Source organism: Ruegeria sp. CH11, assembly GCF_056537105.1.
In genome coordinates, this window is the sequence record NZ_JBQFQX010000003.1 from 202,349 (window position 1) to 224,713 (window position 22,365).

General features: G+C 60.0%; 23 protein-coding genes. 5 read left to right on the top strand and 18 right to left on the bottom strand.

The window, feature by feature from the left end:
- Window positions 1-58: 58 nt before the first annotated feature.
- The 6 genes from ACR0LX_RS06865 to ACR0LX_RS06890 form a co-directional block, all read right to left on the bottom strand.
- Window positions 59-526 carry a hypothetical protein gene (locus tag ACR0LX_RS06865; RefSeq protein WP_480574529.1) on the bottom strand — a complete coding sequence of 156 codons (468 nt, stop codon included), beginning with the start codon at window positions 524-526 and terminating at the stop codon, window positions 59-61.
- Window positions 523-1,596 (bottom strand): phenylalanine--tRNA ligase subunit alpha, encoded by a 1,074-nt coding sequence (gene pheS, locus ACR0LX_RS06870; protein WP_480783075.1) that lies wholly within the window; start codon window positions 1,594-1,596, stop codon window positions 523-525. Before pheS ends, ACR0LX_RS06865 begins: the two co-directional genes overlap by 4 nt.
- A 70-nt stretch (window positions 1,597-1,666) precedes the next feature.
- Window positions 1,667-3,037: a glutamate--cysteine ligase gene (locus tag ACR0LX_RS06875; RefSeq protein WP_480783076.1), complete on the bottom strand. Its 1,371-nt coding sequence runs from the start codon at window positions 3,035-3,037 to the stop codon at window positions 1,667-1,669.
- Between the two features lie 67 nt (window positions 3,038-3,104).
- On the bottom strand, window positions 3,105-3,632 hold the full coding sequence (locus tag ACR0LX_RS06880) for a hypothetical protein (protein WP_480783077.1): 528 nt from the start codon (window positions 3,630-3,632) through the stop codon (window positions 3,105-3,107).
- Window positions 3,629-4,477 carry a GNAT family N-acetyltransferase gene (locus tag ACR0LX_RS06885; protein ID WP_480783078.1) on the bottom strand — a complete coding sequence of 283 codons (849 nt, stop codon included), beginning with the start codon at window positions 4,475-4,477 and terminating at the stop codon, window positions 3,629-3,631. Before ACR0LX_RS06885 ends, ACR0LX_RS06880 begins: the two co-directional genes overlap by 4 nt.
- Window positions 4,474-5,199 carry a 16S rRNA (uracil(1498)-N(3))-methyltransferase gene (locus ACR0LX_RS06890; protein WP_480783079.1) on the bottom strand — a complete coding sequence of 242 codons (726 nt, stop codon included), beginning with the start codon at window positions 5,197-5,199 and terminating at the stop codon, window positions 4,474-4,476. The genes ACR0LX_RS06885 and ACR0LX_RS06890 overlap by 4 nt, the downstream gene beginning before the upstream one ends.
- 12 nt (window positions 5,200-5,211) lie before the next feature.
- Between ACR0LX_RS06890 and ubiA the strand changes: the two genes are divergently transcribed.
- From ubiA to ACR0LX_RS06905, 3 genes are all read left to right on the top strand, one after another.
- The gene (gene ubiA / locus ACR0LX_RS06895) at window positions 5,212-6,174 is read left to right on the top strand and encodes a 4-hydroxybenzoate octaprenyltransferase (protein WP_480783080.1); all 963 of its coding nucleotides are present in this window, start codon (window positions 5,212-5,214) and stop codon (window positions 6,172-6,174) included.
- A gap of 67 nt (window positions 6,175-6,241) precedes the next feature.
- The gene (locus ACR0LX_RS06900; protein ID WP_480783081.1) at window positions 6,242-8,161 is read left to right on the top strand and encodes an OmpA family protein; all 1,920 of its coding nucleotides are present in this window, start codon (window positions 6,242-6,244) and stop codon (window positions 8,159-8,161) included.
- Between the two features lies 1 nt (window position 8,162).
- On the top strand, window positions 8,163-8,483 hold the full coding sequence (locus ACR0LX_RS06905) for a hypothetical protein (protein WP_480574504.1): 321 nt from the start codon (window positions 8,163-8,165) through the stop codon (window positions 8,481-8,483).
- A gap of 5 nt (window positions 8,484-8,488) precedes the next feature.
- Here ACR0LX_RS06905 and ACR0LX_RS06910 read toward each other — a convergent pair whose 3' ends face one another.
- From ACR0LX_RS06910 to pgsA, 3 genes are read right to left on the bottom strand one after another with little or no spacing between them, the layout of a single operon-like run.
- Window positions 8,489-8,932 (bottom strand): molybdenum cofactor biosynthesis protein MoaE, encoded by a 444-nt coding sequence (locus tag ACR0LX_RS06910; protein ID WP_480783082.1) that lies wholly within the window; start codon window positions 8,930-8,932, stop codon window positions 8,489-8,491.
- Between the two features lie 4 nt (window positions 8,933-8,936).
- Window positions 8,937-9,182 (bottom strand): molybdopterin converting factor subunit 1, encoded by a 246-nt coding sequence (moaD, locus tag ACR0LX_RS06915; protein ID WP_039522855.1) that lies wholly within the window; start codon window positions 9,180-9,182, stop codon window positions 8,937-8,939.
- A 4-nt stretch (window positions 9,183-9,186) separates the two neighbouring features.
- Window positions 9,187-9,855 (bottom strand): CDP-diacylglycerol--glycerol-3-phosphate 3-phosphatidyltransferase, encoded by a 669-nt coding sequence (pgsA, locus tag ACR0LX_RS06920; protein ID WP_480574498.1) that lies wholly within the window; start codon window positions 9,853-9,855, stop codon window positions 9,187-9,189.
- Between the two features lie 174 nt (window positions 9,856-10,029).
- Between pgsA and ACR0LX_RS06925 the strand changes: the two genes are divergently transcribed.
- Entirely contained in the window at window positions 10,030-10,914 is an 885-nt protein-coding gene (locus ACR0LX_RS06925; protein WP_480783083.1) for a DMT family transporter, read from the top strand.
- Here ACR0LX_RS06925 and uvrC read toward each other — a convergent pair.
- The 8 genes from uvrC to hemE form a co-directional block, all read right to left on the bottom strand.
- A complete protein-coding gene (uvrC, locus tag ACR0LX_RS06930) occupies window positions 10,911-12,785 on the bottom strand; it encodes an excinuclease ABC subunit UvrC (RefSeq protein ID WP_480783084.1) in 1,875 nt (624 codons plus the stop codon). The genes ACR0LX_RS06925 and uvrC overlap by 4 nt on opposite strands.
- Before the next feature lie 290 nt (window positions 12,786-13,075).
- On the bottom strand, window positions 13,076-13,855 hold the full coding sequence (locus ACR0LX_RS06935; protein WP_480783085.1) for an SDR family oxidoreductase: 780 nt from the start codon (window positions 13,853-13,855) through the stop codon (window positions 13,076-13,078).
- 20 nt (window positions 13,856-13,875) lie between these two features.
- On the bottom strand, window positions 13,876-14,838 hold the full coding sequence (locus ACR0LX_RS06940) for a calcium/sodium antiporter (protein WP_480783086.1): 963 nt from the start codon (window positions 14,836-14,838) through the stop codon (window positions 13,876-13,878).
- Entirely contained in the window at window positions 14,835-15,026 is a 192-nt protein-coding gene (locus tag ACR0LX_RS06945; protein WP_480574483.1) for a hypothetical protein, read from the bottom strand. Before ACR0LX_RS06945 ends, ACR0LX_RS06940 begins: the two co-directional genes overlap by 4 nt.
- The gene (locus tag ACR0LX_RS06950) at window positions 15,007-15,804 is read right to left on the bottom strand and encodes a S49 family peptidase (RefSeq protein ID WP_480783087.1); all 798 of its coding nucleotides are present in this window, start codon (window positions 15,802-15,804) and stop codon (window positions 15,007-15,009) included. The genes ACR0LX_RS06945 and ACR0LX_RS06950 overlap by 20 nt, the downstream gene beginning before the upstream one ends.
- Window positions 15,805-15,908: 104 nt before the next feature.
- Window positions 15,909-16,670, bottom strand: coding sequence for an ABC transporter permease (locus ACR0LX_RS06955; RefSeq protein ID WP_480783088.1), 762 nt, complete (start codon window positions 16,668-16,670; stop codon window positions 15,909-15,911).
- The gene (locus ACR0LX_RS06960) at window positions 16,667-17,596 is read right to left on the bottom strand and encodes an ABC transporter ATP-binding protein (protein ID WP_480783089.1); all 930 of its coding nucleotides are present in this window, start codon (window positions 17,594-17,596) and stop codon (window positions 16,667-16,669) included. Before ACR0LX_RS06960 ends, ACR0LX_RS06955 begins: the two co-directional genes overlap by 4 nt.
- 173 nt (window positions 17,597-17,769) lie before the next feature.
- Complete coding sequence (gene hemE / locus ACR0LX_RS06965; protein WP_480783090.1) at window positions 17,770-18,804, bottom strand: uroporphyrinogen decarboxylase; 1,035 nt, start codon at window positions 18,802-18,804, stop codon at window positions 17,770-17,772.
- Between the two features lie 108 nt (window positions 18,805-18,912).
- On the opposite strand from hemE, the gene hemC reads away from it, so the two are divergent.
- Window positions 18,913-19,872, top strand: a complete 960-nt coding sequence (hemC, locus tag ACR0LX_RS06970; RefSeq protein ID WP_480783091.1) for a hydroxymethylbilane synthase — start codon at window positions 18,913-18,915, stop codon at window positions 19,870-19,872.
- A gap of 216 nt (window positions 19,873-20,088) precedes the next feature.
- Here hemC and ACR0LX_RS06975 read toward each other — a convergent pair whose 3' ends face one another.
- Entirely contained in the window at window positions 20,089-22,338 is a 2,250-nt protein-coding gene (locus tag ACR0LX_RS06975; RefSeq protein ID WP_480783092.1) for a CHASE2 domain-containing protein, read from the bottom strand.
- Window positions 22,339-22,365 lie beyond the last annotated feature (27 nt).

The window sequence follows — 22,365 nt, forward strand, 5'->3', positions numbered from 1 at the left end:
TGGGCAATTTATGCTGGCCAATTCCGTGTGTGATTCAAACGTTGCGCTGGTGGAGAATTCAATCAGTCGTGCGATTGGCTAATTCAGTGCTACCGTCTGGTCTAAATTGGCGAGCGCTTCGCTTGGGTGCAAAGACAGACCAAGTCATCACGTCTACCCTCATTGCCCAGACCATTCGATTGTACGCCGTCAGCACTTTCAAATAGGTCGGGTGGCCCGGTGTCTGAACTTCGGATAACTCTAGCTGAGAATCTGCAAATACTTGGAAGTACTCTCCCGCAAACTTTAACGCGTCGTGAGAGGCATATAGCGTCAGAATTCCCGTTTCGCGTTGCATCTCCACCGGCAAATCGGCGTCCAATAAATGCGCTTCATTTGGGCTTGGACAGGATTTCAGGAAATCTCGATAAGCCTCTCGCTTACGATCCAAGATTTTTTCGGATTGCGAGAATACTCTCCCGAACAAAAAACTGACCGCACTCAGAATAACACCACCTAGGCCAATGAGTGCAGTCTCCCAACTCACCGCGACAAACCACCATGCAGGTTCGGCATATCCAGCGCCGCGAACCCATAGTGCCGCAACCAGCGCAGGTCGCTATCAAAGAACGCCCGCAAATCCGGGATGCCGTATTTCAGCATCGCCAGACGGTCGATGCCGATGCCAAAGGCAAAGCCCTGATAGACTTCAGGATCAATCCCACCGGCGGCGATCACCTTGGGGTGGACCATGCCGGAACCCAGAATCTCCATCCAGTCGTCGCCTTCGCCGATCTTCAGCTGACCGTTATCCCAGGAACAGCGGATATCGACCTCAGCCGACGGTTCGGTGAAGGGGAAGTGCGAGGCGCGGAAGCGCAGTTCGACGTCGTCGACCTCAAAGAACGCCTTCACGAACTCTTCCAGAACCCATTTCAGGTTCGCCATCGAGATGTCCTTGTCGATGGCCAGCCCCTCGACCTGATGAAACATCGGCGTGTGGGTCTGGTCATAGTCGGCGCGGTAGACACCGCCCGGACAGATCACTCGGATCGGTGCGCCCTGTTTCTCCATCGAGCGGATCTGCACCGGCGAGGTATGGGTGCGCAGCACATGCGGCGGGCGGTTGTCGCCCTCGGCGCGGTGCATGTAGAACGTGTCCATCTCGGCCCGCGCGGGGTGATGGCCGGGAATGTTCAGGGCGTCGAAGTTGTACCAATCGTCCTCAATGCGCGGCCCTTCGGCCACCGAAAAACCCAGTTCAGCAAAGATTGCGGTCAGCTCTTCGGTCGCCTGGCTGACCGGATGGATCGAGCCCTGACGACGCGGGCGGGTCGGCAGGGTGACGTCCAGCCATTCGGTGCGCAGACGCTCATCCAGCGCAGCATCGGCCAGCGCGGATTTTTTGGCAGAGAGCGCCGAATTGATCTCATCCTTCAGGGCGTTCAGCGCGGGGCCTGCGACCTGACGCTCTTCTGGGGTCATCTTGCCCAGCTCGCGCATCTTCAGCGCGACCTCGCCTTTTTTGCCAACAGCCGCGACGCGGATCGCCTCAAGCGCATTTTCGTCGCCCGCTTCGGAGATTTGGCCCAGATATTTTGCCTTAAGATCGTCCATGACGCCCTCTGAATTTGGTCGCCAACCTGCTATCGGCCCCGCCCTGCGAATGCAAGCGGGACCGGGTGGATCAATAGCTGTATTCGGGGAAAATCCGGGTCAGATCGCCGTTCCAGTCGCCATTGTAGTGTTCCAGCAACTCATCTGCCGGGACCTTGCCGGATTCGATACTGTCTTTGAGCGCGTTCAGGAAATGCGTCTCATCCGGAACCAGACCACCGGCACCGGGACGGGCACGGGATTTCAGACCGGCCTCAGAGATTGCAACAACCTCGCGCGCCAGATCATGCATGTTGATATTGCCCACCTGGGCCTGCAACCCTTCGGCGGCGGCACCAACGCGCAGAGCCTCGCGGGTTTCGGCGTCCCAGCCCTTGACCAGATCCCAGGCCGCGTCCAAAGCGCCCTGATCATAGGTCAGACCCACCCAGAACGCAGGCAGAGCGCACAGACGCCGCCACGGTCCACCATCGGCCCCGCGCATTTCCATGAATTTCTTGATCCGCGCTTCGGGGAAGGCAGTGGTCAGGTGGTCGGCCCAGTCAGACAGGGTAGGCGTTTCTCCAGGTAGGGCAGGCAGCTTGCCCTTCAGGAAGTCGCGGAAGGACATGCCAAGCGCGTTGATATACTGGCCGTCGCGATAAACAAAATACATCGGAACATCGAGCGCGTATTGCACATAGCGCTCGAACCCGAACCCTTCCTCGAACACGAAGGGCAGCATGCCGGTGCGCGCATCGTCTAGATGTCGCCAGATATAGCTGCGCCAGCTTTTCTGGCCGTTCACCTTGCCCTCAAAGAAGGGCGAGTTCGCAAACAACGCCGTTGCCACCGGCTGCAAGGCCAGCGCCACGCGCAGTTTCTGCACCATGTCGGCCTCGGACCCAAAGTCGATATTGACCTGAACCGTGCAGGTGCGCCGCATCATGGCGCGGCCCATGGTGCCGACTTTTTCCATATAGTCGTTCATCAGCCGATAGCGGCCCTTGGGCATCAGCGGCATCTCGTCATGGGTCCAGATCGGGGCGGTGCCCAGACCGATGAAGCCCACGCCGATCTCGTCGGCGATATCCTTCACTTCGCGCAGATGGGTGTTCACCTCGTCGCAGGTCTCGTGGATGGTTTCCAGCGGTGCCCCCGACAACTCGAGCGCGCCACCGGGTTCCAGGCTGACATTGGCCCCGTCCTTTTCCAGACCGATCAGATGGCCGGCCTCGCGCACCTCGGTCCAACCGTGGCGGTCGCGCAAACCTTCGAGAACCGCCACGATCGAGCGTTTGCCCTCAAAGGGCAGTGGTTTCAGCGTATCCTTGCAATAGCCGAACTTCTCATGCTCGGTGCCAATGCGCCAATCTTCCTTGGGCTTGCAGCCCGATTCCAGATATTCGGCAAGTTGCTCGTGGCGTTCGATCGGTCCGCCGCCGGACTGGGGGATGGACATGTGACCCGTGCTCCGATCCTGATGTGTCTATCTTGGCGGTCAGTCCTGAGCGCAAACCGCGCAAGTGTCAATGCAGCCTGAGATGTGCTGGCCGCGAAGGCGTGCGTTCCCAGATCACCACCGGATGCGCGGCAGAGCCTTTCAATTCCGACAACATCTGCTCGGTTTTCAGGCCGGGGAGGCTGGAGAATACGTCGAATAACGCTTCGGCCCCTTCTGCGTTCACCGGAATGTGAAGCAATGGCTGACCGGGCTGTTCCAACACCCAATGCGCGGGGCTTGAGGTCGGGTCGAGCGCCAGACGCTCAATCTCGCACGCCGCGACGATACCGCCGTCCAATGGGCCCAGATAGGTGATCTGACCTTCGTCAACGGTCACAACACCGGGGCCGCCCGCGCCGGTGCGGAACCGTGCCCGCTGAACGCCAACAACCGCCAGTGCAAACGCCACCGCCACCAGCACCAGACCCAACCAGCCCAGCAACCCGCCGGGGCCGCTGTACCAACTGAGGCCAACAAGCAGAATAACTGCGGCCACCAGAACCTCGCGCCAGCGCCACAGGGTCAGTTTGGCTTCGGGTCGGATAAAGCTCATGCCGGGTCCTTCGGGTTTCTGAACAGGATCAGCGAATACTGCCCTGCGCGTTCGAATCCTATTGCCATATAAGCACGCGCGGCGGAATCGGAAGCCGCAAACAGAACTGCGCGGCTTGCGCCAGCATCGCGCGCCTCGACCAGATGCAGTGCGACCGCAAGCCTTGCATAGCCGCGCCCCCGCAATTCCGGAGGTGTATAGACGCCGCCAATCTGGACGGTTTCGGGCAGACGGGCGTTGAATCCGGTCATTGCCACCGGCTGACCATCTATCAGCAGAGCACGATGCGAATTCCGTTCGATGTAAGCGGCGATGTCAATGGCAGCCTGATGCGTGGCGCGCTGCAAGTCGAAATCCATCGCCTCGATCAGATAGCTTTGTCGCCAACCCTGCGTCACTTTCGGATCAACGTCGCCCAGTGGCACCAATTTGGCCCCTTTGATATCCGGAACCGAAAGCGCGCTCAAATTCAGGCGAAATCCCGGCTCGTCACTGTTCAGGGTCGCTGCTCGCTCCTCCCACCCTGCAAGGCGCATGATGCGCCGGGCCTGACCGGCCTCGGCGGCGATGCCAAACAGACTGCGCCCCCGGATCAGGGCAATAGCCGCCTCCAATTCATCGTCCGAACAGTCGGGGCATTGCGGCATAACCATCCCCTCGTTGGTGATTGCAAAGATCGCGCGGGGACCATCGCCCAGCAGCCAGACATTTACCGAACGCGGGTCTGCGCCTCGCAGCCCAAAGTCGCGCAGGTTTGCAAGAGGAAACATCGACGTCTGGATGCGGCGGGACAGGAACGCGTCAATCGCAGGCAGGTCGGCGTCCTGCGCCAGCCGCCATGTCACGACCAGTCTCCCAATGCCTGTTGCCACATCGTCAGCGCCGCCACTGCCGCCGTATCCGCGCGCAGGATGCGTGGGCCTAGGCTGACCACATGGGCATACGGCAAGCTGGTCAAGCGCGCCCGTTCACGGTCGGAAAATCCGCCCTCGGGTCCGATCAGAATCGCCCAGGGCTGACCTTCTTCATTGGTCGCCAATCGCAGGGCCGAGCCGACCTCGGCCTCGTTGCAGAACATCAAATGGCGCTTTTCGGGCCAGGTGTCGAGAACACGGTCCAGGCGTTGAAGATCAGCAACTTCGGGAACAAAAGTGCCGCCACATTGTTCAGCGGCCTCGACGGCATGCGCCTGCAAGCGGTCCTGACGGATACGTTCGGAATTGGTGAACTCGGTCTGCACAGGCAGGATACGCGCCGCGCCCATTTCCGCCGCCTTTTCAACGATGAAATCCGTGCGCGCCTTTTTGATCGGCGCGAACAGGAACCACAGATCGGGCGGCAGTTGCAGCGGCTTTGTCTGCTCGATGCAGGTCAGAACTCCACCACGTTTGCCTGCCTCGGCGACCTCGGCCAGCCATTCGCCATCCTTGCCGTTGAACAGCGCCACCTGCCCGCCAACAGCCAGACGCATGACACCGAACAGGTAATGAGCCTGTTCGCGCGTCAATTCTACCGATTGCCCCGGACCCAGAGCGTGCTCTACATACAGTCTGATCTTTGCACTCATGAGACCTTACATATGCAAGGCAATGCCCCAACACCAGACGGTCAGGTTGCTGACGCCGTATCCGGCAACTGGGTCGATACGTATGCGCCCGCATTTGCCCGCCCTTACTTGCGCCTGAGCCGCGCTGACCGACCGATCGGAACATGGCTGCTGCTGATCCCCTGCTGGTGGGGGCTGGCATTGGCAATTCTCAGCGATGGCAATCCGCGGTGGGAGGATTTGTGGATCGCCATCGGCTGTGCCATCGGGGCCTTCCTGATGCGCGGGGCGGGATGTACCTGGAACGACATCACCGACCGCGACATTGACGGGCGGGTTGAACGGACACGCTCGCGCCCGATCCCTTCGGGTCAAGTCAGTGTACAGCAGGCGGTAATTTGGATGGGGTTGCAGTCTCTGCTGGCACTGGTGATTCTGCTGACCTTCAACCGCGCCGCCATCGCCATGGGGGTGCTGGCACTGTTACCGGTCACGATCTATCCCTTTGCCAAGCGATTCACCTGGTGGCCGCAGGCCTTTTTGGGATTGGCCTTCAATTGGGGCGCCTTGCTGGCTTGGACAGCGCACAGCGGGACTCTCGGCTGGCCAGCCATCACACTATACCTGTCCGGCATCGCCTGGACGCTGTTTTACGACACGATTTACGCCCATCAGGATGCCGAAGATGACGAACTGATCGGGGTCAAATCCACCGCCCGTCTGTTCGGTTCGGATACGGCGACATGGCTCAAGTACTTTCTGGTGCTGACTGTCGGGCTGATGGGGTTGGCCATTATCGACGCCGCCTTGCCGCAGGCTTCGATTCTTGCGCTTGCCGTGGCGCTGGCCGGGCCCTGGGCGATGGGGTGGCATATGGCATGGCAATTGCGCGGGCTGGATACCGAAGACAATGCCAAGCTGCTGCAATTGTTCCGTTCGAACCGCGACACCGGCCTTATTCCGCTTATCTTCCTCTGCGTCGCACTTTTGCTCTGATTGCACCTCGCGCCCGGGCTCGGTATGAGTCCGGGACCAGACGACCCGAGGAGTCTCGATCCACCCAATGCGCCTGCCCTATGCAATCGCCGTCGCCCTGATATTTGCCGTGTCCGCAGTGCTTTGCCTTGTCGGCGCAGGGCTGGCTGTCACCCGGATCGAGGACGCTTCGGAACTGGCCGTGCGCCGCGCGCTGGACCTTCAGGGGCATGACTGGGCCGAGGTCGAGTCGGATGGCCTGCGTGTTGTTCTAACCGGAACCGCCCCAAGCGAGGCGATCCGGTTCAATGCCCTGACCGCAGCGGGAACCGAAGTGGACACCTCGCGCGTGATTGACGAAATGCAAGTGGCGCCAACCGCCAATCTTGCCCCGCCCAAATTCTCGGCTGAAATACTGCGCAATGACAGTGGCATTTCCCTCATCGGCCTGATCCCGTCCAGCGAAGACCGCGCCGCCTTGATGGCGCGTCTCGAACGCCTGGAATCGGGCGGATCGGTTTCGGACCTGCTAGAGACAGCAAACCACCCCGCTCCGCAGGGTTGGGATGTTGCGCTGGACTACGCGATCAAAGCGCTGTCCGATCTGCCGCGCGCCAAGATATCCGCAAGCCCCGGTCTGGTTCGGATCACGGCAATTGCCGACAGCCAGCAGGAAAAGGAACGGCTGGAACAGAACCTGACCCGCGCAGCGCCGCCCAGCCTGCGCATCGGCCTGTCGATCTCGGCCCCACGTCCGGTGATCACGCCGTTCACGTTGCGGTACCTGATCAACGAAGAAGGCGGTCAGTTCGACGCCTGTTCGGCTCAGGACGAGGACGCCCGCGACCAGATCGTCGAAGCGGCGCAAAAGGCCGGTCTGTCCGGTCCCTATTCCTGCACCATCGGTCTTGGGGTTCCGTCGCCGAAATGGGCCAGTGCCGCTCAACTGAGTATCCGGGCACTTTCCGAGCTTGGTCAGGGATCGGTGACCCTGTCTGATGCAGACATCACGCTGGTTGCAGCGCAAGGGGTCAGTCCGGCCCTTTTTGACCGCGTCGTCGGTGAACTGGAAACGGCCCTGCCCGAAGTATTTGTGCTGCACGCGGTACTGCCCGAACCGGAAATAGAAGACCAAACCGGCCCGGTTGAGTTTACCGCAACTCGCAGCCCGGAAGGTCTGGTTCAACTGCGCGGTCGCCTTGGCGACGAAACGCTTCGGGACATGGTCGACAGTTTCGCCCAGGCCGCTTTTGGTTCTGAACAGGTCTATTTGGCCACGCGTGTTGTCCCCGACCTGCCCGCAGACTGGTCCGTGCGCGTTCTGGCGGGGCTGGATGCGCTGTCGCAGCTGCATAATGGAGCCCTGACAGTCACCCCCGATCTGGTTGAGCTTGCCGGTATCAGCCATGACCCGGACGCAAAGGCACGCATTGCGGGTCAACTGTCTGAGCAATTGGGCGACGCGCAGGATTTCAACCTGGCGATCACCTATGTGACCCCTCCGGAACCCGAAGATGCGCCACCTGATCCTGAACAGTGCGAAGCCCAGATCGCCGAGATCCAGACCGGTAGTAAAATCGCGTTCGAGCCGGGCTCAGCCACGATTGCTGCTGACTCTCGCGAGACTGTGAACCGAATTGCCGACATCTTGCGCGAATGCGGCCCGATCCGGCTGGAGATTCAAGGCCACACCGACAGCCAAGGCCGCGAAGAGATGAACCAGCAGCTCAGCCAGGCCCGGGCGCAGTCCATCCTGAATGAATTGCGTGGGCGGCGGATACCGACCTCCAGCTATTCCGCCGTTGGCTATGGGGAAACGCAGCCTATCGCCGACAACGATTCCGAGGAAGGCCGCGAGGAAAACCGGCGGATCGAGTTTGTACTGATCCGACCCGAGCCAACCGAACAAACGGAAACCGGGCTTGAAGCGCTGGAATCTGGATCAGAAGAAACAGAAGCCGAAACATCGGACGCGGACGCAGCCGAAACGGATGCAGGGGAACAGTAAGTTGAACAGAATCGAGTTTGTCATCGCCACCGCCGTCATCCTGTTCGCAGCCTTCTGCATGGGCTGGTTCGCCAACTGGCTTGCCCACCGCCTGTCGCGCGTCCGCCAAAGCGACGTGGCCGATCTGGACCGCATGAGCCAGGAATTGCACGAGGCCGAGGAAACCCGCGATCAGGCGATCACCTATCTGCAACAGCGTGAGGCTGAACTGACCAACCAACTGACGCAAACCGAAGCTGAACTGTCTGCGGCAATGGACGGGCTGCGTGCCGCTCGGCAAGAGGCTGAAGAACTGCGCGGGCGCATCAACAACGCGGACTGACCCAGCTACCAGCGGGTCAGCGCGTCTTCGTCTTCGTCCTTGGCGTCCACCCATTCCGCGCCGGATCTGGTAATTTCCTTTTTCCAGAACGGTGCCCGGGATTTCAGATAATCCATCAGATACTCGGCCGCCTCAAATGCGTCCTTACGGTGCGGAGCAGCTGTGGCGACCATCATGATCCGGTCACCGGGTGCCAACCGACCATGTCGGTGGATCACCAGCACATCGCCCAGCGACCACCGCGCTTGCGCCTCTTGCGCGATCTTGGTCAGGGCGCGCTCGGTCATGCCGGGATAATGCTCGATCTCCATCACATCCAGATCGCCGCTGGCCAGATCGCGCACCACGCCGGTAAATGTCACAATTGCCCCGTTTGCGGCGCTGCCTTCGGCAAAGGCGTTAGCTTCGGCCCCCAGATCGAACGGGTGTTCCTGAACCGCGATACGCATAGGTTCAGCCGCCCGTCATCGGCGGAAAGAATGCCACCTCGCGCACACCGGACAGGGGGGCATCGAAATCAGACAGTTCCTGATCCAGTGCCACCCGCAGGGCCGAGATATCCGCGAACGCTGCGGCATAGCGGTCTTCGCGGGCGCTGAGTTCAGCCACAAGGTCGGACACGGTGGCCGCGCTGGTCTCGACCCGCTCCTTGGGGATGCCGATACGCTCTCGCACCCAGGCAAAATACAGCACATCCATCCGTTCAGCTCTCCTTCAGATGAGGCATGGCTTTACGTAGGTAGTCATAGCCCGTGATCAATGTCAGCGTCGCCGCGATCCACAGCAGCCACAACCCGATCCGTCCCGACCAGAACATCCCTTCCAGATGCCTGCGCAACCCGTTCACATCCTCAATTTCACCATTCAGCACCTGATCCAACGTCGCAGCGTCCATCCCGAATGAGCCCATGACAAAATGGTGCTCGAATATCCCCTGTGAAAACAGGACGGCAATCGCAACCATCTGCGCGGTGGTTTTCCATTTCGCCAGCTTCGTCACTTTCAGCGTTCCGGCCACATCCCCCAGATACTCGCGCAGGCCCGAGACGAACACCTCGCGAAACAGGATCACGGTTGCGGGCAGCACCAGCCAGGGCGTCCAGTGTTCGGCGGAATATCCCACAAGGATCATCAGCGCGATGACCACCATCGCCTTGTCGGCAATCGGATCAAGCATCGCCCCGATCTTGGTTTCCTGCTTCCAGGCGCGTGCCAGATACCCGTCGAACCAGTCGGTGATCGCCGCCGAGAGGAACAGGATCAGGGCGAACCAGTCTGCATAGGGTCGGGTGAAATACAGAAACATGATGGCCAGACCGGGGGCGGCCAAAAGGCGCAGGACGGTCAGGATATTCGGCAAGTTCCACTTCATGCAACGGACCCTACAATGCTGGTCACGGACATAAAAGACGGGGCGGTAAAAATCTGCTCCGTTGCCAGACGCTTGGCCAAAACGCCACAGTTCGTCGCATCAACCGGTTATCGCTTGGCTCGGCGCTGGTTTCCCGCCAGATTGCGCCGGTAACTGGCCAAGAGCGCTCTCCTTATGACAACGCATATTCAAACCGACCCCCGGTCGAACCTGATCGGCAGCGGCTGGATGATCGCCGCGATGGCGTGTTTTGCCGCTGAAGATGCGTTGCTGAAGGGTGCATCGGCGCATTTGCCGATCTGGCAGATCCTGGTTCTGTTTGGGCTGGGCGGGACGCTGATCTTCGGATTTGTGGCCCGTGTTCGTGGCACGTCGCTGCTGCACCCGGATGTTTTGTCGCGGCCGATGTTGATACGCGTCGTCTTTGAAATTTTGGGTCGGCTGCTCTATGTGCTGGCCATCGCACTGACGCCTTTGTCCTCGGCAACAGTGATATTGCAGGCCACCCCGCTGGTTGTCGTCGCCGGGGCAGCGTTGTTTTTTGGCGAAACCGTCGGGTGGCGACGCTGGAGCGCGATCCTGATCGGTATGATCGGTGTGGTGATCGTAATCCAACCCACCGGTCAGAGCTTTTCTGCACTATCGCTGCTTGCGGTCCTTGGAATGTTCGGCTTTGCCGGGCGCGATCTGGCAAGCCGCGCCGCCCCAGCCACCTTGGGCACCGAGGTTCTGGGGTTCTACGGGTTTCTTTGCATCATTGTAGCGGGCCTTGCCTATTGGCCGATCGAGGGTACACCGGCACAACCGGCATCGTTTGGTACAAGCCTGTATCTGACCGGCGCAGTTGCCCTGGGTGTGGTTGCCTACAGCGCGCTGATGAAGGCGATGCGGACGGGCGAGGTTTCTGCGGTCACGCCGTTTCGCTATTCGCGCCTGCTGTTCGGGATCGGGCTGGGTGTCGCTCTGTTCGGAGAGCAGCTGACCCGGACCATGTGGATCGGCAGCGCACTGATCGTGGCATCGGGCCTCTATATTCTGTGGCGCGGTCGGCGGGCCTAGCCCTTGTCGTGAAAGAAGTCATAGACCTTTTGCGCCAGCCCCGCTGATATCCCCTCAACCGCCTTCAGATCGGCCAGATTGGCCCGGCTGACCGCTTTTGCACTGCCAAAATGTGCCAGCAAAGCCCGTTTGCGCGCAGCACCTACGCCGGTGATTTCGTCCAGCGGGGTCGCGCCCACCGCTTTGGCCCGTTTGGCCCGATGGGTGCCAATGGCAAAGCGATGCGCCTCGTCCCGCAAGCGCTGTATGAAGTACAGAACCGGGTCATTGCGTTTCAGGGCAAAGGGGCGCTGGCCGGCGCGGTGGAACTCTTCCTTGCCGTGATCGCGGTCGACACCTTTGGCTACGCCGACCATCGGGATGTCTTCGACACCATGCTCAACCATGATCTCGTGTACCGCGCTCACCTGCCCGGCGCCGCCGTCAATCAGCAGCAGGTCGGGCCACATCCCCTTGTCGCGGTCAGGATCTTCCTTTTGCAAGCGGGTAAAGCGACGGGTCAGGACCTCTTTCATCATGCCGAAATCGTCGCCGGGCGTCAGGTCATCACCGCGGATGTTGAACTTGCGATAGGCGTTTTTCATGAACCCTTCGGGCCCGGCCACAATCATCCCGCCCACCGCGTTGGTGCCTTGAATATGGCTGTTGTCATAGACCTCGATCCGGGTCGGCGGACCATCCAGATCAAACGCCTCGGCCACGCCGCGCAGCAGCTTGGCGTGAGTCGCGCTTTCTGACATGCGCCGGGCCAGAGACTCGCGCGCGTTGCGCAGCGCACCCGCCACCAGTTCCTGTTTCTCGCCCCGCTGCGGCACCAGAATCTCGACCTTCCGACCAGCCTTTTCTGACAGCGCCTGCTGCATCAGATCAGCGTTTTCGATCCCGTCCGACAAGATCAGTTGTCGGGGCGGTTCCTTGTTGTCGTAGAACTGGCCGAGGAATGCCTCCATCACCTCGGCCGCCGACACGTCCGGGCCGACCCGAGGGTAAAAGTCCTTGTTGCCCCAGTTCTGATTTGCGCGGATGAAAAACACCTGAACGCAGGCCTGACCGCTGTCCATATACAGGCCAATCACATCCGCCTCGGCCACACCGCGCGGGTTGATACCCTGAGAGGTCTGCACCTGTGTCAGCGCCCGGATACGGTCGCGCAGGCCGGCCGCGCGTTCGAACTCCATCGCCTCAGAGGCGGCCATCATCTGCTCGGCCAGTTCCTCTTGCACCTTTGTGGACCGCCCTGACAGAAACCGCTCGGCATCCCGTACGCTTTCGCGGTAGTCGCCCTCGGAAATCAGATCAACGCATGGCCCCGAGCAGCGCTTGATCTGATAGAGCAAACAGGGACGCGTGCGGCTTTCAAACATCGAATCCGAGCAATTGCGCAGAAGGAAAGCCTTTTGCAGCTGGTTCAGCGTCCGGTTCACCGCACCGGCGCTGGCAAAGGGCCCGAAATAAGCCCCCTTTTCCTTTTTGGCCCCGCGATGTTTCTTGATCTGCGGAAAGGCGTGATCCTTGGCCACCAGGATGTTGGGAAAGCTTTTGTCGTCCCGCAGCAGAACGTTGTATTTGGGTTTTAGCTGCTTGATCAGGTTCTGTTCCAGCAGCAGCGCCTCGGTTTCCGTGCGGGTTGTCAGAAACATCATCGACGAAGTCGCGGCGATCATCCGTTCGATCCGCCCCGAGTGACCCGGCCGTGCATAGTTCGACACCCGCGCGCGAAGATTGCGGGCCTTGCCCACGTAGAGAACCCGGCTGTCCCCATCCAGCATCCGATAGACCCCAGGCGAGCTGTCCAGCGTCTTCACATAGCGCTGGATACAGGCATAGCCGGTCTGCTGAGTGTCCGAATCTGAATCGCCCTGTGCTGTCATAACCTTGAAATATGATTCTCTGGCGATGGCTGCAATCTTGCGCCACTCAGATCAAGAGGAAACAAATCCACGGTTTCTGTGGATAACTGTGCAGATAAGTTTTTCACACCTTGGATTTTCCCTTGAATCATTGCCCTTTCCCTGATCTGCCTAAAAAATAGGCAGATACTTAACCCATTGCTTTCCAACGATATTTTTTTCGATATGAAACAAGTGTATGAAAAACAAGACAATTTTGTAACGGACCTGTAACAGGATCGAGAGCGGTGCAAAACTTGTACGAGTTTTACCTATTCAACGCCCAGAACATCTGCAGTTTGCCAGACCAGATGCTGGCCGCCATCGACGCATAATAGCTGCCCGGTGACCGCGCGGGCGTTCAGAAAATACCCCAAGGCAGCAGTGATGTCCGATGGGTTCGCACCGCGTTCCAGCACCGTGTTCCGGCGTTGCGCGTCGAAGTGCCCCTGGCTCTGACGATGGCCGCGCAATGTTGGGCCCGGGCCGATTGCATTTACCCGGATCGCCGGGGTCAGCGCCTGAGCCGCAGTCCGCGTCAATGCCCACAGGCCCATCTTGGCAATCGTGTAGGTCATGAACTCGGGCGTCAGTTTTCGCACCCGCATGTCCACCATATTGACGATCAGGCCTGTGGCGACAGGCTCGCCCGCGTCGTCCGTTACCGGTTCCAGCCCCTGTTCGGACATGGCCTGCGTCAGCACAAACGGTGCCCTGAGGTTGCTGTCCATATGACGGTCCCAGCTTTGCCGGGTTGCCGTATGGATATTGTCATATTCAAAAATCGAGGCGTTGTTGACGAGGCAGGTGATCGCCCCGCCCAAGGCATCGGCAGCGCGCGGCAGCAGGGCGTTGACCTGATCTTCATCCAGCAGATCCGCATGCAACGCGACCGCGTTTCTGCCCAGCGCCTGGATCTCACGGACGGTTTCGTCTGCCCCTGCGCGCGACGAAACATAGTGGATGGCAACATCATATCCGCGCTGCGCCAGATACAGCGCCATGGCCCGCCCCAATCGCTGTCCGGCACCGGTTACCAAAGCTCGGGTCATTGGGGCCTCCGTCGATCAGATCACGCCAGCAAGACGGCGATATAAGCCACATAGAGCAGGGTCAAAATCACGCCCCAGATGCGTGTGATGTCGCGTTTGAAGAAAACAAACGGCACCAACAGCAGCGACGCGCCCAGCATGACCCACAGGTCAAAGCGCAAAAACTCGGGATCGACCGGAATGCGGCCGAACAGGGTGGCAATCCCGACGATGGCCAGCAGGTTGAACATGTTCGACCCGATCACATTGCCCAGCGCCACATCCGCCTGCCTGCGCAGGGCCGCCATCACCGTCGTGGCCAGTTCCGGCAGCGAGGTTCCAACGGCGACCAGGGTCAAACCGATCACCGTTTCGCTGACGCCATATTCCTGTGCGATGACCGTTGCGTTTTCGACCAGCAGATGCGCACCCATAGGCAATCCGATCAATCCCAGGATCAGGTAGACCGAAAGCTTCCAATACGGCATGTCCGGGTCGACTTCCTCGAGACCCTCCAACTCATCATCATCGGCACATGCGTCGCCGCAGGCCTTGCGATGGGCCTTTGCCTCGCGAAAGGCATTCATCAGGATCAGCGCCAACGCCGCCAGCAGAATTGCGCCGCTGAACAGGTTGAAGACCCCACAGAAGGCGAGGCCCATGAACAACACCGAAGCAATCAGCATGAAGACATAGTTTTTGCGGCTGTCACACTCGCTTGTGTGCAGCGTGGCCAACAGCGCGGGCAGGCCAAGAACCAACAGGATGTTGGCAGTGTTCGACCCGACCACGTTGCCCAGCGCGATGCCCGGCGCGTTTTCCTTGACCGCGCTGATCGCAATCAGCAATTCGGGTGCCGAGGTACCAAAGGCGACAATCGTCAGGCTGACAATCAGCGCCGGCACACCCAGTCGCAGGCTGAGGTTCACCGCACCCCGTACCAGCGCATCCCCTGCCAGCAAAAGGATCACCAACCCAAGGCCGGAAAGCAGCCACGCCGTCATCCGCGGCCTCCTTTTTCACAGGCACAGGGGCCTTTGCCGATCCGAAACCGTCCACAGCGCGGACATTTGGCAGAGCTCAGCCGGGTTTGACCGGGAAAGCGCAGCTTACCGAACATGGCCAGCACCACCATACCGATCAGAAACAGAGTGACCGCTTTGATGATCACGTCACAAACCGAAACGCGCATAGGCTGCGCGCTCCTCCAGACCGGCGACGGCGTCCTGTGCCAATGCAGCCCCAAAACGCGACCAGATCGGTTTGCGCAGCCCGTAGCGGCGGAACCTGACCTTGTCGCCAAACCGCTCCTGCATCTTGGGTTTGAGATGCGCGATCCCGTCGATTAGCCCAAGCTGCTGCGCGCGGCGCGCCAACCAGACCTCGCCGTTGAACAGATCGGCGTTGTCGTCCAGCTTGCCGCTGCGGCGGGTCTTCACATGGGTGATGAAATTCTGGTGAATGTCATCCAACAAAACCTTGAGTCGCGCCACGTCCTCTTTCTTTTCCGGCACAAACGGGTCCAGCATTGATTTGGACTGTCCTGCGGTATGCACGCGACGCTCGACCCCCTGCCGGGCCAACAGAACATGCGCGCCAAAGCCCGACGATATCACACCGATCGAGCCCAGCACCGAACTGTCATCCGCCCAGATCTCATCCGCGGCCGCCGCCAGCCAGTAGCCACCCGAGGCCGCCACGTCTTCGACAAAGGCATAAACGGGAATATCCAGTTCTTCCGCCAGACGTCTGATCCGCGCCCCGATCAAAGAGCTTTGCACCGGTGAACCGCCGGGCGAGTTGACCTCAAGCGCGACGGCGGCGGGCTTTCCCTTGCGGAATGCTTTTTCCAAAACGGGGGCCAGCGAGGTGTCGTTCAACGACGCGCGACCGGCCATGCCGATGGCACCGGACAAACGGACAATTGCCACCAGCGGCGGCTTTTTGACAAACGGCAGGCTGAGTTTCATGGGTGCCGATGTAGAGTGCGCCAAACCGTTAAACAAGGGAACCTTCCGGCCATAAACGCAACGACAACCAAAATAACACATCCTGCGGGCAAAAATGCAACGCCCTAGCTGCGGATGCGCCAGCCGGTTTTGAATATCCAGCCGATAATGGCCAGACAGCCACCGGTAAAGGCAAGGATTGCCAACAGGCTGAAAACAATCGGCACATCAGCCAGACCATAGAAAGACCAGCGGAAACCCGAGATCAGGTAGACAACCGGATTGAACAGCGTGATTGTCTGCCACAGGGGCGGCAGCATCGAGATCGAATAGAAGGTCCCGCCCAGAAAGATCAGTGGCGTTACCACAAGCTGCGGCACCAGTGACATCTGTTCAAAATTGCTGGCCCAGATGCCGATGATGAAGCCCAGAAGCGAGAAGCTGAGGCAGGTCAGAATCAGAAACGCCGCCATGGCAAACGGGTGTTCAATCCGTATTTCAACGAAGAACGTGGCCGTGATCAAAATCACGAGCCCGACAAACAACGACTTGGTCGCGGCGGCGCCGACGTAACCGATCACGATCTCGATGAAATTGACCGGGGCCGAAAGCAGTTCATAGATCGTTCCCAGAAACTTGGGGAAATAGATGCCAAACGAAGCGTTTGAAATCGCAAGCATCACGACCGACAGCATGATCAGGCCAGGTACGATGAACGCACCGTAGGACACGCCCTCGACCTCTTGGATCCGGCTGCCGATGGCGGTTCCGAACACGACGAAATACAGCGACGTGGACAGAACCGGAGACAGAAAGCTCTGCGCCAGCGTGCGAAAGAACCGGGCCATTTCGAACCGGTAGATGGCGGCGATGGCGGACCAGTTCATGCGGGCTCTCCCGACACCAGATTGACGAAAATTTCCTCAAGACTCGATTGCCGAGTCTGCACGTCCCGCAGCACCAGTCCCGCCTGTGCGACATCGTTCAGCAAGGTGGTGATACCGGTGCGTTCGGCATGAATGTCGTAGGTATAGATCAGCGCGTCGCCGGCGCCGTTCAGGGTCAGGCCATGCTCCGACAAAGCATCGGGAATGACGCTGATCGGTTCCGTCAACATGACCTCGATCTGCTTTTTCCCCATTTGCGCCATCAGCGCGTCTTTGTCCTGCACCAACAACAGTTCGCCCTTGTCGATGACGCCAATGCGATCGGCTATGGCCTCGGCCTCTTCGATGTAATGCGTGGTCAGGATGATGGTCACACCGGCCTGTTTCAACTCGGCCACGATCTGCCACATGTCCTTGCGCAGTTCCACGTCCACACCCGCGGTGGGTTCGTCCAGAAACAGAACGCGGGGTTCATGCGCCAGCGCCTTGGCGATCAGCACACGCCGCTTCATCCCGCCGGACAGTTCCTTGATCGCATTGTTGCGCTTGTCCCACAGAGACAGCGTGCGCAGGATTTCTTCGATCCGGGCATTGTCTCGACCGTGACCAAAGAGGCCGCGTGAGAAACGGACCGTGTTCCAAACCTTTTCGAACGGCTCCAGCGCTATTTCCTGGGGCACCAGGCCAATCATTTTGCGCGCGGCCCGAAAGTCCGACTGGATATCGTATCCGCCGACCGACACCGATCCAGAGGTCGGTGTCGTGATCCCGCACACGGTCGAAATCAGCGTTGTCTTGCCGGCGCCATTAGGCCCCAACAGCGCCAGAATTTCCCCTTCCTCAATCTCCAGAGATACGCCTTTCAGCGCCTCGAACCCGCCAGCATAGGACTTGCGCAGGTCATTGATGGAAAGAATGGTCGTCATGCGGTTCCCTTGTTCTGACCGGCGCGGCGCAAGCCTTCCAAGCACATAACACTGCGCGTTTCGGGAAAACAAGCGCGCAGAACGCCCTTCCGATCCACCCCTCATCTGGCAAAGACTACCCCGGGGCGGGGAAGACGCCGCAGGCGAAGAAGAGGGCTGGCCCCTTCCCTTGCCTAGCCCTCGCGAACGGTGTCGATCATCAGTTGCACATTCGCCGGATCGGCATCGGGTGTGATCCCGTGCCCGAGGTTGAAGATATGCGGCCCGTTTGAAAACGCCTCGACAATGGATCGGGTTTCATCGACCAGAGCTTGTCCACCTGTCACCATATGGGACGAGGCCAGATTGCCCTGAACGCAACCATCCACCTGCACATGCCGTGAAGCCCAATCGGGCGAAACGGAATTGTCCAGCGCCACACAATCCACGCCGGTTGCCTTGGCGAACCCGACATAGCCCTCGCCCGCCTCGCGCGGGAACCCGATCACGGGAATGCCTGGATGGCGCTGGTTGATGGCCTGGGTGATGATACGGCAAGGCTCGACCGCGTATTTTTCAAAAGCCGCACCTTTCAGCGATCCGGCCCAGCTGTCGAAGATCTTGACCACTTCGGCACCAGCTTCGATCTGAGCGGACAGATATTCAATCGTCGCTGCGGTGATCCGGTCCAGCAACGCCTCGAACAGCACGGTTTCCTGCTCGCGCAGAGAATGAGCCGGCCCTTGATCAGGGGTGCCGCGCCCGGCGATCATATAAGTCGCCACCGTCCAGGGCGCGCCTGCAAATCCGATCAACGTGGTCTCGGATGGTAATGCGCGCGACAGGATGCGCACGGTTTCATAGACCGGCGAAAGGGTTTCATGGATCGCATCCACCGGCTTCAAAGCGTCGAAATCCGATTGCTGGGTTATGGTCGACAGCCGGGGCCCTTCGCCAGTGACGAACCACAGATCAGCCCCCAGCGCCTGCGGCACCAGCAGTATGTCGGCAAACAGGATCGCCGCGTCAAATCCATAGCGGCGAATGGGCTGCAACGTGACCTCGGCGGCAAGCTCGGGGTTATAGCACAGCGACAGGAAATCCCCGGCTTGCGCCCGCGTCGCGCGGTATTCGGGCAGATACCGCCCCGCTTGCCGCATCATCCAGATCGGGGGCACATCCTGCGCCTCTCCTGCCAGCGCCCGCAGCAATTTCTTTTTCCCGGCCATGCCTGTCCCCAATTCTACAGCTGTGCGGCAACGGGTCGGCCCTCAGTGGCAATTTGTCAAGCTCTGCCCCCATTGTCAGGGCAATGTGACGCGACTAAAGCTTGGCGCATGAGTCTGTCACTTCCCACACCCGCATCGCCCTTGAAAATCGGAACACGCGGATCGCCGCTGGCGCTGGCGCAGGCCCATGAGACCCGTCAGCGGCTGGGCATCGCTTTTGATCTGCCGCAAGAGGCGTTCGAGATCGTGGTGATCAAGACCACCGGTGACAATCGGGCAATGATCGACGCAGACCGTCCGCTGAAAGAGATCGGCAACAAGGGTCTGTTCACCAAGGAAATCGAAGAAGCGATGCTGCGCGGCGACATTGATATCGCGGTGCATTCGACCAAGGACATGCCGGTCGAGCAGCCGGATGGATTGGTGCTGGATACATACCTGCCGCGCGAAGATGTACGCGACGCCTTCATTTCGCCCCGGCTGAAAACGCTCGAGGACCTGCCCGAGGGCGCGGTGGTTGGCACCTCGTCGCTGCGGCGGCGCGCGCAGTTGCTGAACCGCCGCCCGGACCTGAACGTGGTTGAGTTTCGCGGCAATGTTCAGACCCGGCTGAAGAAGCTGGCCGACGGAGTCGCCGACTGTACCTTTCTGGCAATGGCAGGTCTTCGTCGTCTGCAAATGCAGGATGTTCCTGCCACCGCAATTTCCCCCGACGCCATGTTGCCAGCCATAGCGCAAGGCACAATCGGGATCGAAAGACGCGCTGACGACAAGCGTGCGGGTGATCTTCTGGCAGCCATTCATTGCGCCACAACTGCCGACCGGCTTGCCGCCGAGCGCAGCTTGCTGGCCGGGCTCGACGGGTCTTGCGAAACGCCGATTGCCGGGCTGGCCGAACTTGACGGCAATTCCCTGCGTCTTCGCGGTCAGGTTTTGCGCCCTGACGGGTCCGAATCCATCTCAGAATCGATTGAAGGCCCAACCGAAGATGCCGCTGATCTGGGCCGCGAACTGGCAAATTCTCTGCTAAAACAAGCGGGTCCCGGTTTTTTTGAGTGGCGGGCCTGAAAAATTTTACCTTAATGTGAACTTCTTCACTGAACGCCCTGCTTCGATGGTACAGTATGAGGGTGTTCCGGTTCGGATGTCAGATCAGTCTCGAATATATCGAAAGTTTTAGCCGGTTTTGTTTTAGATAGTATTCGAGGGGGCGAGACCGATCCATCTGACCGAACACGACGGGCCGCAGCGTGAAAACGCCGCGGCCCGTTTCGTTGTGGCGCGTTAGCTGCCCGAGCGCAGTCTTTCGACCCGACCAGCAGCATCATGGTGGCTGAATTCAGCCCGCCCGTCCCGGCTTGCGGCCTGGAAATCCACCATCCTTCGCGGCAATGCGTTGAAGAACCGTTTCAATCCAGGCTCAAGATCGACGGCCAATGCTGAACACGCGCGGCAAAGGCCGGACACCTCATCCCGCGGTCGATGTTCACGGATCGCGGAAATCAGAGTTTGGTGCTTGCTGCGCAACGCCTGAAAATCCCGGGACTCTGCCATTGCTCGGTCGCCGACAAGCACAAAGACCGGCTCGGGCTCGGCCTTGCCTTTTAGGTCAACGAACCCGGCCTCCAACATCGCCAGTTTCTGACCAACCGCCGCATGGATCGCGCTTGAAAGCAGAATGTCATAGTCCACATGGCGGCAGGTCTGTTCGATCCGTGCGGCGACATTCACGACATCGCCGATGACGGTATAGTTGAACCTGCGGCGCGAACCGATATTTCCAACGCAAGCAGCGCCCGTCGCACAACCGGTCGCCAGGGCAAGGGCGGGCCGCCCGCGCATGATGGGTGCTGCATTGAAATCGGCCAGCGCCCGGCGCATTTGCAACGCCGCCTGCGCCGCACGTAACGGATGATCCGCGACCGGCACGGGCGCGTTCCAGAATGCCATGACCGCGTCCCCGATGAATTTGTCGATAGTTCCGCGCTCGATCAGGATTTGATCCCCAATTTCCGAGAACAGAGCGTTCAGCAAGGTGACCAATTCGGTGGCTGAAACGGATTCGGACAAAGGTGTGAAGTCGCGGATATCCGAGAACATCACCGTGATCTCCTGCGAGGTGCCGCCAAGTTTCAGCTGATGACCACTGGCCTCCATCTCGTCCAGTATCTCGGGCGCGACATAGTGCGAGAAGGTGCGGCGAATGACCCGTTTTTCGCGTTCGGTCGAAATAAAGAGGTAGCCCGCCAGCAGCCCGAAATTGGCCATCCCGCCCGCCAGCGGAAAAGTCGCGTCAAACAGAACCGAGTGGTTTTGAAACGCCAGCCAACTGACCACGATCACAGCCGCAGCAGCCACCCCACCGGCGACAAAGGATGCCACCGCGCCGTATCTGGACATCACGAACGTCACCACCATGCCCAGAATGACAAAGGCCAGCAACTCCAGCGCTGCGGTGACGTCGGACCGGCTGAGCGTGTCCCCCAGAATGATTTGCTCGATGATCTGCGCGTGAATCGACACACCAGGGACGGATTCGCCCAACGTCGTCTCGCGCATGTCGAACAGACCCGCCGCCGAAGTCCCGACCAAAATGATCCGCCCCTCGATCTGGGCCCTCAGATCGGGGTCGTCACCGCGCTGCATGATATCATCTGCCGAAAGATAAAGGCCCGGATGATCGCGCCTGTAGCGCACCCAGATCTCACCGTTTTCCGTGGTCGGCAACAGGAAGTCCCCGATGCCGACCGCCAGCATGATGCCAACCTCATCCTGCGAACCTTCGGCAAAATAGACAGACTCGCCCATGGCAACGCGCAGCGCTTCGACACCCAAGCCAGGCATGACGCCGCCGGGACCGGACCACAGCACCGGCACGCGTCGCACCACCCCCAGCCCATCCAAGGGCGAGACATTGACGCCCCCGATCCCCAGCGCGTCGTCGCCCAAGGGCGGTGCAAGAGGGGTCCAGTGCGGAACACTCACAAGACCGGCGGCAGGTTGCTCACCGATTTCAACCAGCCCGGCCTTGGGCGTGACGACGGTGCCGCTGTCGGTGGATCGGGCTGCGACTCCCATAACAACAGGCCAATTGGCAACTTCCGCACCGAACACCACATCGTTGTCCAGTAGCCGAGCAGCCCGGTCCGCCCGCAGGACATCCGCCAGCGCAGGGTCCTGCAACAGCCGCGACACGCTATAGCGGTCGGGTTCGGCAAACAGCATGTCAAAGGCAATGGACGCTGCACCATAGTGGCCCAGACGCTCGACCATCTGCGCCAGTTGCGTCCGCGGCCAGGGCCATTGACCCCAAGCCGCCAGAGATCGTTCATCAATATCGACAACCCGCACTGGCAGATCCGGGTCATATGCGCGCGGCGAGACCCTTTGCAAGACATCGAAGTAGATGAAGCGCGACATCTGAACCGGATAGGGGTCCAAAACGCGAATGAAGCAGCCAAACAGGATCAAACCCAGCCCGACCAAGCGAAAACCCAGCCGCCGCGCCAACGAGCCTTTGGCGTTACCCGCCACGCCAAACTCCTGTGGGCAAAGGGGACG

Bases quoted from the DNA above. Each gene is read 5' to 3' on its own strand.
- hemC (WP_480783091.1), top strand. From the start codon at position 18,913: ATGAGTCTGTCACTTCCCACACCCGCATCGCCCTTGAAAATCGGAACA.
- ACR0LX_RS06875 (WP_480783076.1), bottom strand. From the start codon at position 3,037: ATGTCCATCCCCCAGTCCGGCGGCGGACCGATCGAACGCCACGAGCAA.
- ACR0LX_RS06880 (WP_480783077.1), bottom strand. From the start codon at position 3,632: ATGAGCTTTATCCGACCCGAAGCCAAACTGACCCTGTGGCGCTGGCGC.
- hemE (WP_480783090.1), bottom strand. From the start codon at position 18,804: ATGGCCGGGAAAAAGAAATTGCTGCGGGCGCTGGCAGGAGAGGCGCAG.
- pheS (WP_480783075.1), bottom strand. From the start codon at position 1,596: ATGGACGATCTTAAGGCAAAATATCTGGGCCAAATCTCCGAAGCGGGC.
- ACR0LX_RS06950 (WP_480783087.1), bottom strand. From the start codon at position 15,804: ATGAAACTCAGCCTGCCGTTTGTCAAAAAGCCGCCGCTGGTGGCAATT.
- ACR0LX_RS06935 (WP_480783085.1), bottom strand. From the start codon at position 13,855: ATGACCCGAGCTTTGGTAACCGGTGCCGGACAGCGATTGGGGCGGGCC.
- ACR0LX_RS06945 (WP_480574483.1), bottom strand. From the start codon at position 15,026: ATGCGCGTTTCGGTTTGTGACGTGATCATCAAAGCGGTCACTCTGTTT.
- ubiA (WP_480783080.1), top strand. From the start codon at position 5,212: ATGCAAGGCAATGCCCCAACACCAGACGGTCAGGTTGCTGACGCCGTA.
- ACR0LX_RS06960 (WP_480783089.1), bottom strand. From the start codon at position 17,596: ATGACGACCATTCTTTCCATCAATGACCTGCGCAAGTCCTATGCTGGC.
- pgsA (WP_480574498.1), bottom strand. From the start codon at position 9,855: ATGAAGTGGAACTTGCCGAATATCCTGACCGTCCTGCGCCTTTTGGCC.
- ACR0LX_RS06900 (WP_480783081.1), top strand. From the start codon at position 6,242: ATGCGCCTGCCCTATGCAATCGCCGTCGCCCTGATATTTGCCGTGTCC.
- ACR0LX_RS06910 (WP_480783082.1), bottom strand. From the start codon at position 8,932: ATGCGTATCGCGGTTCAGGAACACCCGTTCGATCTGGGGGCCGAAGCT.
- ACR0LX_RS06940 (WP_480783086.1), bottom strand. From the start codon at position 14,838: ATGACGGCGTGGCTGCTTTCCGGCCTTGGGTTGGTGATCCTTTTGCTG.
- uvrC (WP_480783084.1), bottom strand. From the start codon at position 12,785: ATGACAGCACAGGGCGATTCAGATTCGGACACTCAGCAGACCGGCTAT.
- moaD (WP_039522855.1), bottom strand. From the start codon at position 9,182: ATGGATGTGCTGTATTTTGCCTGGGTGCGAGAGCGTATCGGCATCCCC.
- ACR0LX_RS06925 (WP_480783083.1), top strand. From the start codon at position 10,030: ATGACAACGCATATTCAAACCGACCCCCGGTCGAACCTGATCGGCAGC.
- ACR0LX_RS06890 (WP_480783079.1), bottom strand. From the start codon at position 5,199: ATGAGTGCAAAGATCAGACTGTATGTAGAGCACGCTCTGGGTCCGGGG.
- ACR0LX_RS06955 (WP_480783088.1), bottom strand. From the start codon at position 16,670: ATGAACTGGTCCGCCATCGCCGCCATCTACCGGTTCGAAATGGCCCGG.